The organism is Flavobacterium sp. 22659 (assembly GCF_052044235.1).
Taxonomy (GTDB): Bacteria; Bacteroidota; Bacteroidia; order Flavobacteriales; family Flavobacteriaceae; genus Flavobacterium; species Flavobacterium johnsoniae.
The window spans coordinates 127,632-143,755 of the sequence record NZ_JBQEMU010000017.1 but is presented as its reverse complement, the minus strand read 5'-3'; the positions used below and the strand labels follow the sequence as shown (position 1 = coordinate 143,755).

General features: G+C 32.5%; 16 protein-coding genes. 5 read left to right on the top strand and 11 right to left on the bottom strand.

The features are described 5' to 3' along the window. Positions 1 to 90: 90 nt before the first annotated feature. Positions 91 to 609 carry a ferritin gene (locus tag ACTJIW_RS16890; RefSeq protein WP_073410372.1) on the bottom strand — a complete coding sequence of 173 codons (519 nt, stop codon included), beginning with the start codon at positions 607 to 609 and terminating at the stop codon, positions 91 to 93. Between the two features lie 89 nt (positions 610 to 698). Next, complete coding sequence (locus ACTJIW_RS16885) at positions 699 to 1,055, bottom strand: hypothetical protein (protein WP_012022780.1); 357 nt, start codon at positions 1,053 to 1,055, stop codon at positions 699 to 701. A gap of 179 nt (positions 1,056 to 1,234) precedes the next feature. Between ACTJIW_RS16885 and ACTJIW_RS16880 the strand changes: the two genes are divergently transcribed. Together ACTJIW_RS16880 and ACTJIW_RS16875 are read left to right on the top strand one after the other, a co-directional pair. After that, positions 1,235 to 2,038 carry a TIGR00266 family protein gene (locus tag ACTJIW_RS16880; RefSeq protein WP_073410371.1) on the top strand — a complete coding sequence of 268 codons (804 nt, stop codon included), beginning with the start codon at positions 1,235 to 1,237 and terminating at the stop codon, positions 2,036 to 2,038. A gap of 166 nt (positions 2,039 to 2,204) precedes the next feature. After that, positions 2,205 to 2,981, top strand: a complete 777-nt coding sequence (locus ACTJIW_RS16875; protein WP_440716168.1) for an alpha/beta fold hydrolase — start codon at positions 2,205 to 2,207, stop codon at positions 2,979 to 2,981. Positions 2,982 to 3,064: 83 nt separating this feature from the next. On the opposite strand, the gene ACTJIW_RS16870 is transcribed toward ACTJIW_RS16875, so the two are convergent. Beyond that, positions 3,065 to 3,439, bottom strand: coding sequence for a hypothetical protein (locus ACTJIW_RS16870; protein WP_012022783.1), 375 nt, complete (start codon positions 3,437 to 3,439; stop codon positions 3,065 to 3,067). Between the two features lie 26 nt (positions 3,440 to 3,465). Next, a complete protein-coding gene (locus tag ACTJIW_RS16865; protein ID WP_012022784.1) occupies positions 3,466 to 3,786 on the bottom strand; it encodes a hypothetical protein in 321 nt (106 codons plus the stop codon). Between the two features lie 282 nt (positions 3,787 to 4,068). Here ACTJIW_RS16865 and ACTJIW_RS16860 point away from each other — a divergent pair, with 282 nt between their 5' ends. After that, positions 4,069 to 4,212 carry a hypothetical protein gene (locus ACTJIW_RS16860; RefSeq protein WP_159436622.1) on the top strand — a complete coding sequence of 48 codons (144 nt, stop codon included), beginning with the start codon at positions 4,069 to 4,071 and terminating at the stop codon, positions 4,210 to 4,212. A 427-nt stretch (positions 4,213 to 4,639) separates the two neighbouring features. Here ACTJIW_RS16860 and ACTJIW_RS16855 read toward each other — a convergent pair whose 3' ends face one another. From ACTJIW_RS16855 to ACTJIW_RS16830, 6 genes are all read right to left on the bottom strand, one after another. After that, positions 4,640 to 7,399, bottom strand: a complete 2,760-nt coding sequence (locus tag ACTJIW_RS16855; protein ID WP_440716169.1) for a PD-(D/E)XK nuclease family protein — start codon at positions 7,397 to 7,399, stop codon at positions 4,640 to 4,642. A gap of 63 nt (positions 7,400 to 7,462) precedes the next feature. Then, positions 7,463 to 8,926: an OmpA family protein gene (locus ACTJIW_RS16850; RefSeq protein ID WP_121359920.1), complete on the bottom strand. Its 1,464-nt coding sequence runs from the start codon at positions 8,924 to 8,926 to the stop codon at positions 7,463 to 7,465. 113 nt (positions 8,927 to 9,039) lie between these two features. Continuing rightward, on the bottom strand, positions 9,040 to 10,233 hold the full coding sequence (kbl, locus tag ACTJIW_RS16845; RefSeq protein ID WP_440716170.1) for a glycine C-acetyltransferase: 1,194 nt from the start codon (positions 10,231 to 10,233) through the stop codon (positions 9,040 to 9,042). Between the two features lie 84 nt (positions 10,234 to 10,317). Beyond that, positions 10,318 to 13,476: a UvrD-helicase domain-containing protein gene (locus ACTJIW_RS16840; protein ID WP_440716171.1), complete on the bottom strand. Its 3,159-nt coding sequence runs from the start codon at positions 13,474 to 13,476 to the stop codon at positions 10,318 to 10,320. A gap of 142 nt (positions 13,477 to 13,618) precedes the next feature. Continuing rightward, a complete protein-coding gene (locus tag ACTJIW_RS16835) occupies positions 13,619 to 14,218 on the bottom strand; it encodes a lipoprotein signal peptidase (protein WP_121359918.1) in 600 nt (199 codons plus the stop codon). Positions 14,219 to 14,339: 121 nt separating this feature from the next. Next, the gene (locus ACTJIW_RS16830) at positions 14,340 to 14,546 is read right to left on the bottom strand and encodes a hypothetical protein (protein WP_073410368.1); all 207 of its coding nucleotides are present in this window, start codon (positions 14,544 to 14,546) and stop codon (positions 14,340 to 14,342) included. 180 nt (positions 14,547 to 14,726) lie between these two features. Between ACTJIW_RS16830 and ACTJIW_RS16825 the strand changes: the two genes are divergently transcribed. Continuing rightward, positions 14,727 to 15,083 carry a roadblock/LC7 domain-containing protein gene (locus ACTJIW_RS16825; RefSeq protein WP_012022790.1) on the top strand — a complete coding sequence of 119 codons (357 nt, stop codon included), beginning with the start codon at positions 14,727 to 14,729 and terminating at the stop codon, positions 15,081 to 15,083. 35 nt (positions 15,084 to 15,118) lie between these two features. Continuing rightward, positions 15,119 to 15,499, top strand: coding sequence for a hypothetical protein (locus tag ACTJIW_RS16820; RefSeq protein WP_012022791.1), 381 nt, complete (start codon positions 15,119 to 15,121; stop codon positions 15,497 to 15,499). A gap of 244 nt (positions 15,500 to 15,743) precedes the next feature. On the opposite strand, the gene ACTJIW_RS16815 is transcribed toward ACTJIW_RS16820, so the two are convergent. Next, a complete protein-coding gene (locus ACTJIW_RS16815) occupies positions 15,744 to 16,124 on the bottom strand; it encodes a TraR/DksA family transcriptional regulator (protein ID WP_012022792.1) in 381 nt (126 codons plus the stop codon).

Here is a 16,124-nt window from a genome sequence, read left to right as displayed (position 1 = left end):
TTTTGTCTATAAATATTTCGCTTCTCCGAAGCTTATAAAAAAAGCTGCCTCTTTTGAGACAGCTTTTTTTAAAATTATATAAATCGATTATTATCCGATTTTTGCTATTTGCACATCTAATTGGAATTTGCCAGCAGCTTCATTTTCATCGATTAACTCAAAAAGCTCTAAAGCTCTTCTTGCGTTTTTCTCTTCTTCTCTTTGCTCAGCAACATACCACATCATAAAATCTTCTGTAGCATAGTCATTCTCAGCTCTACATTTTGCGATTACTTTATTTACTGCCTGAGTAACTGCAATTTCATTTTGCAAAGCAATTTCAAATACTTCTCTCAAAGAAGCAAATTCTTGCTGCACTTCTGGAATAGATGGCGTAACGGCAATCCCTCCCATATCTGTAATATATTTGAAAACTTTTAGAAAATGCTCTCTTTCTTCTTCGGCCTGCTTATACAAATAAGATGCTGTATTTGCATAACCGTTTCTATCCAGCCATGCAGCCATAGCTAAATATTTGTTAGATGCGTCACTTTCTAATTTTGCCTGTAAGTTTAATATATTTTCTACACCTTCAACTAATGAAGTACGTGTTCTTAGTAAATCTTTCATATCCTTTAATTTTTATATGTGTAAAATTACAAAAATTAAAGAAGACCGTCCTAACTGCCTGAAAATTTGGATTTAATCTAAGTAAGAATCTAAATAAGCTCGACGTTTACAATATTACAAAGCATAGAATGCAAACTGAGGGTGAATTTAGTTCCGTTTAGTAAATCTCTTAACTGTACTATTTCGCAGATAGTAAGATTTCTGGAAAAATTTCTTTTGGTAGTTTCAATCAGCTGCGCGTCTGACTGATCAGATAAGTCATAAAGCATATTGAGAATGTCAACGCTGTTAACCTTTCTTTGAAAAATCAAAAAATCATGAATTTTATAACTTGACACTGTATCAACAAAATTGATAATTATACTATTGGTCAAATCACATTGATAACTGTATCCTTTTTCGGTTTCAAATAATACTTTGGTGGTCAAATCACTAACTAATGCCATTCTGATAAAATATAATAACGGTGCAAAAATATAGAATTTAAAGTAATTAAACACATAATTAAGACTAATTTAAAATAACAAAATGATTTTATGTTTTTAAAAACCACTGAACTACACCAAAAATTGTAACATTCTGCTGTATCATGAGTCTAATTTTAAAAACAAATAACTAAGAAATCATGCAGGCACACGAAATAGATTATCAGATTTTTGGAGAAGAAATGCAATATGTCGAGATAGAATTAGATCCGCAGGAAATTGTAATTGCCGAAGCCGGCAGTTTTATGATGATGGAAAACAATATTCAGATGGAAACCATATTTGGAGACGGCTCTCAACAACAAGGCTCAGGTTTGTTTGGCAAACTTTTAAGCGCGGGTAAAAGAGTACTTACGGGCGAAAGTTTATTTATGACCGCATTTTTAAACCAAGGAAACACTAAAAGCAAAGTATCATTTGCATCGCCCTATCCTGGAAAAATCCTTCCAATTGACTTAACAGAATTTCAAGGTAAGTTTATCTGCCAGAAAAGTTCTTTTTTATGCGCTGCAAAAGGCGTTTCAGTCGGGATCGAATTCTCTCAGAAATTAGGGCGAGGCTTATTTGGCGGTGAAGGCTTTATTATGCAGAAAATAGAAGGAGACGGAATGGCATTTGTACACTCTGGCGGAACAATGGCTAAAAAAGTTTTGGGTCATGGCGAAGTTCTAAAAGTAGATACGGGATGTATTATTGGTTTTACCAAAGATGTAGATTATGATATTGAATTTATTGGCGGCATCAAAAATTCTATTTTTGGAGGCGAAGGATTATTTTATGCCACATTAAAAGGTCCGGGAACTGTTTACATACAATCACTTCCTTTCTCCAGATTAGCAGACCGCATTATAGCATCGGCACCAAGATCTGGCGGAAACAGCCGTGACGAAGGAAGCCTCCTTGGTGGATTAGGAAATCTCCTGGACGGTGATAATAGATTTTAATTTTAAATGGCTTTCAGAAACGGAAGCCATTTTTTATTAGTCAACAAACGATCTTTGTTATAAATAAATTTATTACCGTTTTAAAGATTTCCCAATTAAACCAAGACATTTCGATATTTTACTCCAGCTTTCTTAACTTTGTGCTTCATAACAAAAAAAGTTCATTTTGAAAACGCTTTTATATAAAAACACCACGATTTCATACTCAGATTCAGGAACTGGAAACGCAATTGTTTTACTTCACGGCTTTTTGGAAAACAAAAAAATGTGGAAAGACTATGTTGCTTTTTTTTCAGAAAAATATCGTGTCATAACAATCGATTTATTAGGTCATGGCGAATCTGATCCCTTAGGCTATGTTCATGAAATGGAAGACAATGCCAATGTTATAAACGAAATTTTAGAACATTTAAAAATAGAAAAAGCGATAATTCTTGGTCATTCAATGGGCGGTTATGTTGGTTTGGCTTTCGCCGAATTGTATCCGCAGAAAATACAGAAATTGGTTTTACTAAATTCAACTTCAAAAGAAGACAGCGCCGAAAAAAAATTAAACAGAAACCGAGCCATAAAAGCTGTAAAACAAAACTATATCAACTTTGTCAGCTTAGCCATTGCTAATTTATTCAGCGAAAACAATAGAACGCGATTAGCAGAAGAAATTGAAAAGGCAAAAACAGAAGCTTTAAAAACTCCTTTGCAGGGAATTATAGCTTCATTGGAAGGAATGAAAATACGAAAAGACAGAGAGTGGCTGTTAGAACAAAACCGTTTTCCTGTTTTATTAATTTTAGGAAAGAAAGATCCTGTTTTAAGCTACGAAGAAAGCCTTTCGCAAGCAGAGAATACATATGTACAATTAGTTTCTTTTGAAGACGGGCATATGAGCCAAATTGAAAACAAAGAAGAATTGAAGCTTGTTTTATTAGAGTTCTTCAAGTAAAATTAAAGGAAAATATTAAAAAGCAGAAAAGGCCATTTCGAAATGATATCGAAACAGCCTTTTCTTCATTTTGGGGGCAAAAATTATAATTTTGTAATAATGTCTTTTTTGAATTTTGCCAAAGTAGCTCTTGTTAATCCAAGATTTGCTTTTTTAGCATCAACAGCTAAGTAAATAAAATACTGGCCGTCTTCAGAAACATCTATAATATGTATTTGATCCGTCAATGTAATTAAAATATCGTTTATTTTTTGATCTAATCCTAGAGCTTTAATGGCGTTTAATTTTGCTTTTACAACTTCTAAATTATAAGCAGATGCTAATTCCGGATCAAAATCTGATTTTACAGAAAGCGAGCAGTACGACATTCCTGTTTCTACCTCAGTTACAGAAACTGCGATAAATCCGTGAACATTCTCTTTTAAATCATTTTGAAAATTTTGTAAAAAATCTGACATGTGTATATATAAATAATTGGTTTAAATTAATTGCTGAAAACAGTATCCATTTTACGAAGCAAAAGCCCCATTTTACTAATATCTTTAGATAATAATGCTACACAATTGTCATCCTCGCTTTTGTTAGCAACAACAATACCATCATTATTTTTAATCATCACCTGTTTTAAATCGCCATTATTAACATCTTCAGACATTTCCAAACACATTTTCAAAATCATTCCAATCATCGCAGCAACATTTCCATCATATTCTAAATTCACAGATTCTAACAAAACTCCGTCAATATTAAAAGTAATTCCAGACTCCGCTCCAGTTTCTTCTACAAGTGTATTTAAATCAACCATATAACATTAATTTTTTAAGAAGTTCAAAGTTATTTTTAATAAAAAGAATTGTCGGCTAAACACTTGTTAAAAAAATGACTTCGCACAACTATCTGAATCACTTTTGTTTATACTATAATTAAACGTGATTTTTAAAAGAAAATCATTAAAAAAATTTAACAGAAAAAAGAGAATTATCCAAAATTCAAACATTTTAATTCATAAAATTCAAAACACATTATAGATACGTACAGATAATCAGTTTAATAGAAGTTTTTTCTAAATTTGCAAAAAAAATTTCCAATGAAAACTGTAGATGAATTACGTTTTGACTTAAATGTAAAATTGATGAAGTTCAGAAGATTTCGTTTTGAAAATGGACCTATAAATGCTTCAATTTCAGAAGAACCTGCAAAAAAAGGTTTTTTCAAAAAAATATTTAGTTAAAAATACTTACAAAAAGCTGCAATGATTATTTAATATTATCGCAGCTTTTTCCTTTATGATCTGAATCTTAACATTCAGTTAAAATCTAAAAACTAAAAAAACTGGACTACATTTTTTTAGTAAAATTTAAATCTATACGAATCCTTCGTTTTTACACTCTATTTATCATAATGCATTTGACTTATTAAGTTCATAATAAAAATTCAACCCCAAGAAAATAAAAACACAAAAACGATCAGGTAAGCTTTTTTATATTAATAGAACTTTTTTTTGTAGATAGAGCCAAAATACCCCGCCATTAAAGCAAGTGAGAGAAAACATACAAATTTAAAAAAATCAAGCATTTTGTTTAGCGGGTCAATTTTTGAATCGCTTTTCTAAAAGACCAAACATTGATTTTGATTTTATACAAAAATTAAAAATGCATTTAAATCTTCTCTTCAAAAGGAATACTCAGATCAAATATTTCTTTTAAAAGCAGTATAATTTCTTCAACATAAGAATTTAAAATTGCTTTAGAAACGGTAATTTCCAAATCTTTATCTTCTTTAAATCCAAAAGATAAAAACCCCGATTTTAAATTTTTAAATGAAATAATACCAACTTCTATTGGAGTTTCTCGCGCAAATTGTTCATACATAAAAGCATAAGCCAATACCTGTATAATTTTATCGTTTTTAAGCTCTTGTGTTAAACCATTCCACGATTTAAGTATAACATTTGTTTTTTCAACTTTTCCTGTCTTATAATCAACGATTCTTATTTTTCCGTTACGAAGTTCAATTCTGTCTACATTTCCTTTAATTAAAACCGGAAACGGCAGTTCTGGATGGACTAATTCTCGTTCGAAAGTTTTCTCTAAAGCAATAATTTTAATTGCATCTCCATTTTTGATTGACTCTAATTCAATTTTTAAAAAATTAGAAACATTTCGTTTTGCGACTTCAAACGCCAAAAGGTTTCTCCCTTTTTTAATTTCACCTTCTTTATAGACAAGTTTAAATTGCTTCAGAACTTCGTCATCCAACAATTTAAAACAATTTAAAATATCAGACTCAGAAATAAATTTCTCAACAAAAGGATCATATAAAGCTTTTAATGTTTCGTGAATAATGGTTCCGAGTGTATTTAAGGCAATATTTTCTTCTACTTCTTCTACTTCACGAATACGCAGGATTTTTTGAAAATAGAATTCAATAGGATTACGAATATAACTTGTTAATGCCGAAGGAGAAAAGCCTGTTGAAGCAATTTCCTTTAATCGCTCCATAACTGCATCGGATTTTGGAATCACCATTGGCTGATAAGCAGTAGTTGGCAATACAGGATTATAAATATCAAAAGTCAAATTATGCTTCGATTTTTTTTCAACCTCAAGCTGCGTGATAAAACGACTTCTTTCACCGGCGTCTAATCCGTCGTTTTCGGTATTATAAATTAGATAGATGTTTTTTGCGCGTTGCAGTAAATGATAAAAGTGATAGGTATAAATAGCATCTTTTTCTTTAAAAGTCGGCAGACCTAATTCTTTTTTTACATCATAAGGAATAAATGAATTCTGGGATTTTCCTGCCGGAAATTTTCCTTCATTCATTGAGGTTACAATTACGGTATCGAAATCAAGTACACGGCTTTCAAGAACTCCCATAATTTGAAGCCCACGCAAAGGTTCTCCTTCAAAAGAAACTTCTGCAACATCTATTATCTGTTTATAAATAGCATGAAGCGTATCGATATTATCAATATGCTTGTGCTGCGAATAATAATTAATAAGCTTATTTATTACTTTAAAAACAGCATAAACAAACGTTTTTGCTATTTTTTCTTCTTCATTATCGTTGCTAAAGCTTTGCTTTATAAGCAGCAAAACTGCCGAAATATTTTCTAAAACTGCAACAGATCCATTTTCCCATTTTTGAAATAATAAAGAAAATAACTTTGAAGGATTTGGATTCAGATCCAAAATTTTATTAAGGGTAATAAAAGTATAATTGTTTTCTTTTATAATTCTGACTAAATGATTCACATTTGCATAAGGTTCTACTAAAGGATGTGTCAAAACATCGAGCACATCTTTATAATAAAAAACATAATTTCCCGCGCGGGAAAGCGCATTTGTATGCATTTTGAAAAATTTTGCCACAAGTATCTGCGATGGATTATTTTTTCCTGAATATCCCATCGTAATATTCAAAGCACCAACAGAAGCAGGAAGTGAATACAAAACCGGAATTAGCAAATTTTCTTCTCCTAAAACTACCGCAACTTTATCTAAAGAAGCCGAAGGGTTCTTATTAATTAAATCTTCAATAATACTTCCAGCAATTTTAGCCTGTCCAATAGTTTTTGGGGTTCCAATTACTTCTATATTTTTAGTTTGTGAAAAATCATCTACAATCCACTCGAAAGGATGTGATTTATAGTGTTTCCAGCTTTCTTTAAAACGACGCACAAAAAGTCCTGCATCGTGATATGGATCATTTAAAAAAGTCTGATCTACATCCCAATAAATTTTGGCTTGATCTAATGCTAAAAGATGTTGTACTATTTTTTCTTCTGCAGCGTTTAAGGCATTGAATCCGGCAAATATAAAATTACGGTTTGAAATGGTATTCGAAAAATGATTCAGGTTATTTACCGCTTCTCTATAAATCAACCCTTGGTAACCAATAGATTTATTTAATAAATGGTTATATAAGGAATCGTAATACATAGGAAGAAGCTTCCAGAAATCAATATAATTTTCTAAAAGTTTTGTTTTGTTTTCTACTTCAATTCCCCATTTTTTAATATCCTCAATATCTTTCAAATAAGACAAGACATGGTATGGATCTAAAAGATAACGATCAATTTCATTAAAATCCTGCAAAAGTGTTTTTGCCCAATTAGCAAACAGCTCAAATGACTGCTGATGCTGTTTATCTGTTACTGACAAATAAACCTCATAAAACTCAAACAACAGCTCAATAGAATCGACTGATCTAATGGATGCTACATCCTGCACAAAATCTTCAATACTGATAATTTCCGGAGAGAGAATAGTTTTTGATGTTTCTTTTTTAAGAGCTTCAATAAGAAAAACTTTAGCTCTTTTATTAGGCAGTACAATTGTGGTTTCAGAAAGTTTATCTGAATAATTTTGTATTACAACACCAGCAATTTTCTCTAAAAAAGACGTATTTATCATTTTATAAAAATAAAAAAAGCCATTCAATTAAGAATGGCTTTTCGGTATTATTTACAAAGTAAATTATAGTTTACCTTGGTATTTAGAACCAATATGTTTGATTTCAGTTCTTCTGTTTTGTGCTTTACCTGCAGCAGTTTTGTTACTTGCAACTGGTTGAGAAGATCCAAATCCTTTAGCTTCTAAATTTTCTGGATTAACACCTCTTTCAACTAAAGCGTTTAATACAGCATTAGCTCTGTCTTGAGATAATTTATCGTTGATTTTAGCAGAACCTGTGTTATCCGTGTGTCCTTCAATAGAGAATTTCGCGTTTGGATAGTTTTTAAGGATTTCTTTAATAGCGTCTAATCTAGCTGGAGTTTCTTTGTCACCAGTTTTGAAAGTAGCTTTACCAGAGTTAAAGTAGATAGCTCTAGCTTGAACTTTAAGATCTTCTAAAGCTTGAGAAGATACTTCTGGACATCCTCTGTTACTAGCTGGACCAGGAACTGTAGGACAATCATCATCTTTATCTAAAACTCCATCTTTATCAGCGTCTAAGAAAGGACAACCACCATTTTCTTTAGGACCAGCAACTGTAGGACATTTATCATCTTTATCAGCGATACCGTCACCGTCAGTGTCAGGACAACCTTTTAAAGCAGCTAAACCAGCAACATCTGGACAAGCATCATCTTTATCAGCAACACCGTCTCCGTCTCTATCAGGACAACCGTTTAATGCAGCTAAACCAAATTCATTTGGACAAGCATCAGAAGCATCAACAATTCCGTCACCGTCAGTATCAGGACATCCGTTGAATTGTTTTAAACCAGCAACATCTGGACAAGCATCATCTTTGTCATAGATTCCGTCTCCGTCAGTATCTTTACCTCCGAATTTGAAAACTAAACCTGCAGTGTGTTGGAAGTGAGATGGAGCATCTGGAACACCAGCTGCATCTTCTCTATCACCACTAACAGACCACTTGTATCTTGTAGCTAATTCAAGACCAATAGCATCAGTAAACCAGAAAGTAACACCAGCACCTGGGTTAACAGTTCCGTAGCTGCTATCTCCGAAGAAAGTATAACCTCCACCTACAGATAACGAAGGATCAACCACTTTAGATTTGATTAATTCTTGGAAGCTGTATTTGATTGTAGCATCAATTCCGTAGTACATCAAGTCGCCAGGATTAGTTACAACGTTTCCTCTTCCGTCATGCCCTGGAGCACTTGGAGCGAAAGTTACATATTTATCAATTTTGTTTACAGATCCTTGTAAACCAACTGAGAAACCACTACCTACATATCTAGACACACCAATGTAAGATAAAGAAGGAAGAATATTCCAGTTGTCTTTTACAGCGAAAGGCTGAGAGAAGTGTTGATCAAAAAACCCATGACCAGCACCTGAACTAGTCCTAGTATCCACAGCATTAACTCCGAAAGAGATAGCCCATGGATTGTTACTGTCTTGCGCGTGTGAGCTTAAACCCATCGCCATCAATACAGCAACTAAAAGTTTGTTAAGATGTTTCATACTTAATTTTTTTAATTACAATTTAGTTAATTACAAGCAAAAGTAACACCAAATTTTTTAAATACAAAATCAAATGTTAAAAAAAACCTACAAAAAAACGCCAAATGTGGCAATTATATAACTTTTAACATTTTACCTGTTAATTTAAAAGCTTCTATTGCCTTGTCTAAGTGTTCTTTGGTATGTGCTGCCGAAAGCTGCACTCTTATTCTCGCCTTATCTTTTGGAACTACAGGAAAGAAGAATCCTACTACATAAATGCCCAGCTTTAAAAGTTCGTCTGCCATTGTCTGAGATAATTTTGCATCGTAAAGCATCACCGGTACGATTGCAGAATCTCCATCAATTATATCAAAACCGGCTTCTTTCATTCCTTCTTTAAAATAATTAGTATTCCACTCCAGCTTATCTCTAAGGGTTGTGTCTTTTTCTAATAATTCAAATACTTTTATTGAAGCTCCAACAATTGAAGGCGCAAGTGAGTTTGAGAACAAATAAGGTCTTGATCGCTGACGAAGAATTTCAATTATTTCTTTTTTAGCCGTTGTATAACCTCCCATTGCCCCTCCAAGTGCCTTACCTAGAGTTCCAGTAATAATATCAACACGTCCCATTACACCTTTTGCTTCAAGCGTACCTTTTCCTGTTGCTCCTATAAATCCTGCAGCATGACATTCATCAACCATCACCATTGCATCGTACTTATCTGCAAGATCACAGATTTTATCTAAAGGCGCAACCAGACCGTCCATAGAAAAAACACCATCAGTTACAATTAATTTAAAACGGGCTCCCGCTTCATTTGCTTTGATTAACTGCTGTTCCAAATCTTCCATATTGTTATTTTCATAACGATAACGAGTCGCTTTACACAAACGAACCCCATCTATAATAGAAGCATGATTTAAACTATCTGAAATAATCGCATCGTTTTCTCCTAATAAAGGTTCAAAGACACCACCGTTTGCATCAAATGCAGCGGCATACAATATGGTATCTTCTGTACCATAAAAGTCAGCTATTTTTTTTTCTAATGTTTTATGAATATCCTGAGTCCCGCAAATAAATCGAACAGACGACATTCCGAAACCATGAGTATCCATTGCATCTTTTGCAGCCTGAACCACTTCTGGATGCGACGAAAGCCCTAAATAATTATTGGCACAAAAATTTAAAACTGTTTCTCCGGTCGAAATCGTAATTTCGGCACCTTGAGGCGATGTTATAATTCTCTCCTTTTTGAAAATACCATTTTCTTCGATTGTCTGCAGCTCACTTTGCAGATGTTCTTTAATTTTACCGTACATTTTTACACTTTATTTAAAACGTTAAAAATTAACAACTTAAGCCTAAAAAAGCCACATTATTTCTTTAACATCTGATTAATTTTTTCACAAATTTACCACTTCAATTTCCGACCCTATATATATCAAAGCCCTTTTTAACACTTTGTATCCTAAATCCTCAATTGCATCCTGATATTCTTGAATTTGCTGTTGATATTTTGAATTAATTGCGCCAGTTTTATAATCCAAAAGATATGCTTCTTTATTATTTGTCAGCACTACCCTGTCCGGTTTTAGAATTTTACCCGCTTTTTGCACAATAGTCTGCTCATTTAAAACTTTATGATTCCCATCAAAACAAATACTTAATTCAGGATGGTTTACAATTTCTTTGAGCGTTTTTAAAACCATTTCAGATTGATCTATTGTTATCAAACCATTTTCTAATGCTTTTACTACCGCAAGATCAACATCTGATTTATCTTTAACGAAAGCCAGGATTTCATGCACAATATTTCCATACGAAATCGCTTCTTGCTGATGTGTTCCCCACATTAACGCTTCTCGCTGTGCAATTTTTATATTTTTGGGATTTAAAACTTCTTTTACAATTGGAATCGTTTTTACTAAATCAACTGTTTTTTCAGATTTTGAAAGTCTTATTTTGTTTCCAAATTCGTATTCTAACTTCTCAGAATCATAAATTCCTTTATGCATCAAATATTTAATAAAATAAGATGCCATATTATTGGACATCTCACCGTCTTTTCTTTCTTTTAAAGATTGCGAAATAACATATAATTGTTCTTCGGCACGTGTTAATGCAACATACAAAACATTAATATTATCCAACAGCTCTTCTTGTTTTTTCAAATTAAAAACTATCGAAGCACTTTCTCCAAATCCTTCAACAGCACTGCTGTTATCAATCAAAGCTTTTGGAACTCCCAAATCTGTTTCTTCGGTATCGAGCCATAATTTATCTTTTGGTTTTCGATTATAATCCTCTTCTGCAAAAGGCATAATAACAACAGGAAACTCCAAACCTTTGGACTTGTGAATTGTCATAATTCGAACCGCATTATTTCCTTCTGGAGAAGGAATACTGAATTTCTCAGAATTCTTATCCCAAAAACTTAAAAAATCTGCCACACCAGCTTGATTTCGAATATCTCTTTCCAGAACGATATCCAAGAAAAACTGAACATAAGCATTTCCTTCGGATGGTAGAACAAACTTAGAAATGATTATTTCGACGGCTTCGTAAAGTGATTTTTTTCGAACATTTTCAAAAGAAAGAGAAACATCAAAAGTTAAAAGCCATTTTTCAAAATCTTCTTCAAATTTTTGAGCCATTCCCTGCGCAATGAAATCATGAACAGGCAATTCAATTTCTTTATTTTCAGCTAAAAAATGAAGAAAATTGGCTTTCGATTCCAAATCTGCATTGTTATTTAAATATCTCAGAAGATTTATAATCAAACGAACTTCGGTTGCATTTTTAATCATTAATGTTTCCGAAGATAAAAGCGGAATATTCTGTTCTGTTAAATAATTTGCAATAGCAATTCCCTGATCTCTTTTGCGGGTCAAAATCACAATATCTTTATATTCAAAACCTTCTCGAATTACTTTTTGAATTGTATTTAAGGTCGCCAAAACATACAAATCCGATTTTTCAATTACTTCTTCTTCATCTGCAGAATCTGATTTTTCGATTATCGGAAGAAACGAAATATTTACATAACCGCCTTTTTTTGAATTTGTATTTTGAAAGCTGTGATTTTCATACAAATCTTTATAATCTTCATTTGAAAACTCGGAAGAAATCAATTTAAAGAAAGCATTGTTAAACTCAATTACCTCACTGTAACTTCTATAATTTGTATTTAAATGTTTAATTGCCTTATCAGGATTATTGAATGGATTTACATCTTTGCTTAACTCAATAAACTGCTCCGCTTTCCCGCCTCTCCAGCGATAAATAGATTGTTTTGGATCTCCGACAATCATTAAAGTTCCTTTATTCCCTAAATCATCCAGACCTGAAAGCGAATTATCAATAAGCGGAATTAGATTCTGCCATTGCATTTCAGAAGTATCCTGAAATTCATCAATAAAAAAATGACGGTATCTTTCACCTAAACGCTCATAAATAAAAGGTGCAGGCTGATTCTGAATTTCGCGGTGAATAATCGCATTGAATTCTGAAATAGACAAAACATTTTGTTCTGATTGAATCTTTGCCAATTCATTGCTGACTGTATTCAATAATGAAAGCGGTGTTATATTTTTTAGGAAGGCTTTATAAAAATCTCTTTTTTCAAAATTTTTATAGATTTTACTCAGTATTTGAAGTAAATCCGGAATTATATTTTCGATTAAAGATTTGTCCTTAGCCGTTTTATTAATTGCAATATCATCAAATTCATGAAAGGTTTTATTGCGTGGATTAAATTTCCCATCACGAATACTTTCAAGGTGATTTGGAAAAGTCCCTCTTGAAAAAGATTTTAGATCGATTCCGTTTTTCTCGATTAAAGAAAGCGCTTCAATCGCAAATTGTTCGTTTTCAGATTCGAGTTCTTTACACAAAGCCAGCATTTTCTTTTTAATTTCGACAAACTCCTCGATTGTCTTATCATTAAAATGAAGAATTTCATTTCGATTATTTTCGTTCAAAACCAAACGTCCGGTTTCGAGAATTTCTCTCGAAATGTCCCAGCTTTTATCATCATCGGTTTTTTCCATCGTAAAATCGATCAGCAATTTAGTCAGCGTTTCGTCCTGACCAGCTTGAGCAATAATAGCATCGACGGCTTCAACCAGTAAATTTTCGGTATCCAAAGTAACCTCAAAAGTCATTGGCAGATTCAGGTCATGCGCAAAAGCCCGAATTACTTTGTGAGTAAATTTATCGATAGTAGAAATATCAAAAGCAGCATAATTGTGAATTAAATGCTTAATGATACTTTGAGATTTTACTTTTAACTGAATAATTGAAAGCCCGGTATCCCGAGATAAATCTTCCATTAAATCAACCGCTTTCGCAGAAGGCTCTTCTTTGGCAAACTCAGATAAACTCCCAACAATACGGCTTTTCATTTCATGAACGGCTTTGTTGGTAAAAGTTATGGCCAGAATATTACGATAAGCATCGTTTTTTGGAGAAGAAAGAATAATTTTCAGATATTCTTTAACCAAAGTATAGGTCTTTCCTGATCCTGCAGAAGCATCATAAATAGAAAAAGACGGACTTTGCATAATTCTGATTTTTTGTATTGTAAAAATAGCACAATAAATATTTAAATCCCAATAATGAAAAATTCCAAATTCCAATATCTGTGTGCAATGAACACTTTCAAATATTGGAATTTGGAATTTATTTTTTGAATTTTAAAATAATTTATGCGTGTTTTGGAAATGCTCTTTTATTGAAAACCAGCAATATTCCAACTCCTGTTGAAATCGCCATATCGGCCACATTAAAAATAGCATTAAAGAACATAAAATGCTTTCCTCCAAAAATTGGAAGCCAAGCTGGAAGATCACCTTCCCAGATAGGAAAATAGAACATATCTACCACCAAACCATGAAACCATGTTCCATAAGGCTGCGGCGAAAAGATTGTAGCTAAATTATGTGTGCTGTCATCAAAAATTACTCCGTAAAAAACAGAATCAATGATATTACCGGCTGCACCGGCAAAAATTAAAGCAATAGAAACTATCAAATAAGTTGAATGACGTTTCTTAACAGAATCGGCTAACCAATATCCAATTCCGCATACTGCAAAGATTCTAAAGACAGTCAAAATTAGTTTACCATATTCTCCAGGTATTCTTGTCCCCCAGGCCATTCCTTCATTTTCGATAAAATGAATTCTGAACCAATCAAAAATCACCACTTCATCACCTAAAACAAAGTTTGTTTTTACATAGATTTTAGAAAGCTGATCAACAATTAAAACTAAAAATATAAGGAAATACGCTTTTCGTAATGACATTTTATGAATTTTTGATGCGCAAAAGTAACAATTAAATCAAAAAAAACGCTCCATTTGGAACGTTAATTGTTTTGTAATAAAACTAAATACAAACATTTCATTTTGCATTTAACTTTGAAATCTATTTTTTAGCAGCTGTATTTGCCGGGCTGTCTGTAAAGAAATCCGATATAGATTTAAAAATACCTTTACTTGGTTTTCCGGCTGCAGCCCTCTTCGCTTCTGCCTTTTTTACCTCTGTTTTAAATTTAACTCGTAACTTTTCGAATTCCTTTAATCTGTGCTCGACGTCAGAATTCACATCTTTGAATTTCAATACTTTAGCCATAGTGTAAGTTTTTTAAGTAAAAAAATAAAATATTTAACGATTTGGTTTTACAATAATACATAATTTAATTTATATTTGTTAATAAAAATTAACACTTGTTTAGGACAAATCGCAACTACAACCTATAAAACCTTACCAAAAACGAACTAATTTTAACATTTCCCCAAACCTTACAAAAGTATGAATGAAATAACTACTATTCTAAACAATTTTTTGGTCGACACTAAAGCAAGCGCAGCTTTAATTTTAAACGGAAAAGGAAAACTAATCACTTCCTTAAATCTGGACTACAGCGACAGCATTGCAGCTATGAGCGCAGCAATTTTATCTATGAGCGAAAAATTTTTAATTGACCTGGAAAAAGGCGCTTTAAAACAACTTTACTTAAAAAGTTCCGATGGGGTTGTCGTCGGAAATAAAATAAGCGGTTCAAACTTCGTAATTGTTTTTTCAAAAGAAGGAAGCAACCTTGGCTTATTAATGCACTCTACCGATGAATTATCTGCAGAGCTAAGCAAAAATTCTTTATTAAAATAACATAATCTATTAACCACACCTAAACCCCAAAAACTATGAGTAACGACTTTTTAAACGTGTTTTTAAATGAAATGAAAACCAACGTAAACGGCTTTATAGCTGTAGCTGTAACAGAAATTGAGTCAGGATTAAGCTTTGGCAACATAACAGTTGACCCTGCTTTTGATCCTGAATTAGCTGCCGCTTACAACCTGGAAGTAGTAAAAGCAAAACTGAATGCTGTAAAAGCTTTAGGTTTAAATCAGGATATTGAGGATATCTTGATTACACTTTCAAACCAAATTCACATTATTGACATTTCACCAAACAAAAAGTTCATGATTTACCTTGCTGCAGATGCAAACAAAGCAAATCTTGGAATGACAAGAGCTGTTCTAAGAAAACACAAAGCTGATTTAGAAAAAAATCTTGCCTAAACCTAATTTTCAGTTTTAATTAGAATTGTCTCAAAAAAGACAGTTCTAATTAAAATATTTTTTCATCTTATTTCGACGACTTTTACTTTCTTACAAAAAGCAACTTTGCTTATTGTATATCATATTTATTGTTTGCAGTTAAATTCTTTCAAAAGAGACAGAGTATTAATTCTTCTCAAACTCAACAAACATTAAACAAAAAAAAAACGCCCCAAAAGGAGCGTTTATTTTTACTGAATTTTTATTATCTCTGCAAATTTTTAGCTTCGATGCTCATTGTTGCATGAGGAACGATTTTAAGCCTTTCTTTGCTGATTAATTTACCTGTTACTTTGCAAATACCGTAAGTTTTATTTTCTACACGGAAAAGCGCGTTTTTTAAATCACGGATAAACTTTTCTTGTCTAATAGCTAACTGAGAGTTTGCTTCTTTAGACATGGTCTCACTTCCTTCTTCAAAGGCTTTAAAAGTTGGAGATGTATCGTCTGTTCCGTTATTTAAATCATTCATATAAGCACTCTTGATTAAATCAAGATCTTCTTGCGCTTTTTTAATTTTTGCCTGGATTATTTCTTTGAACTCTGCTAAATCTGCGTCAGAGTATCTTGTAATTTCATCTATCAT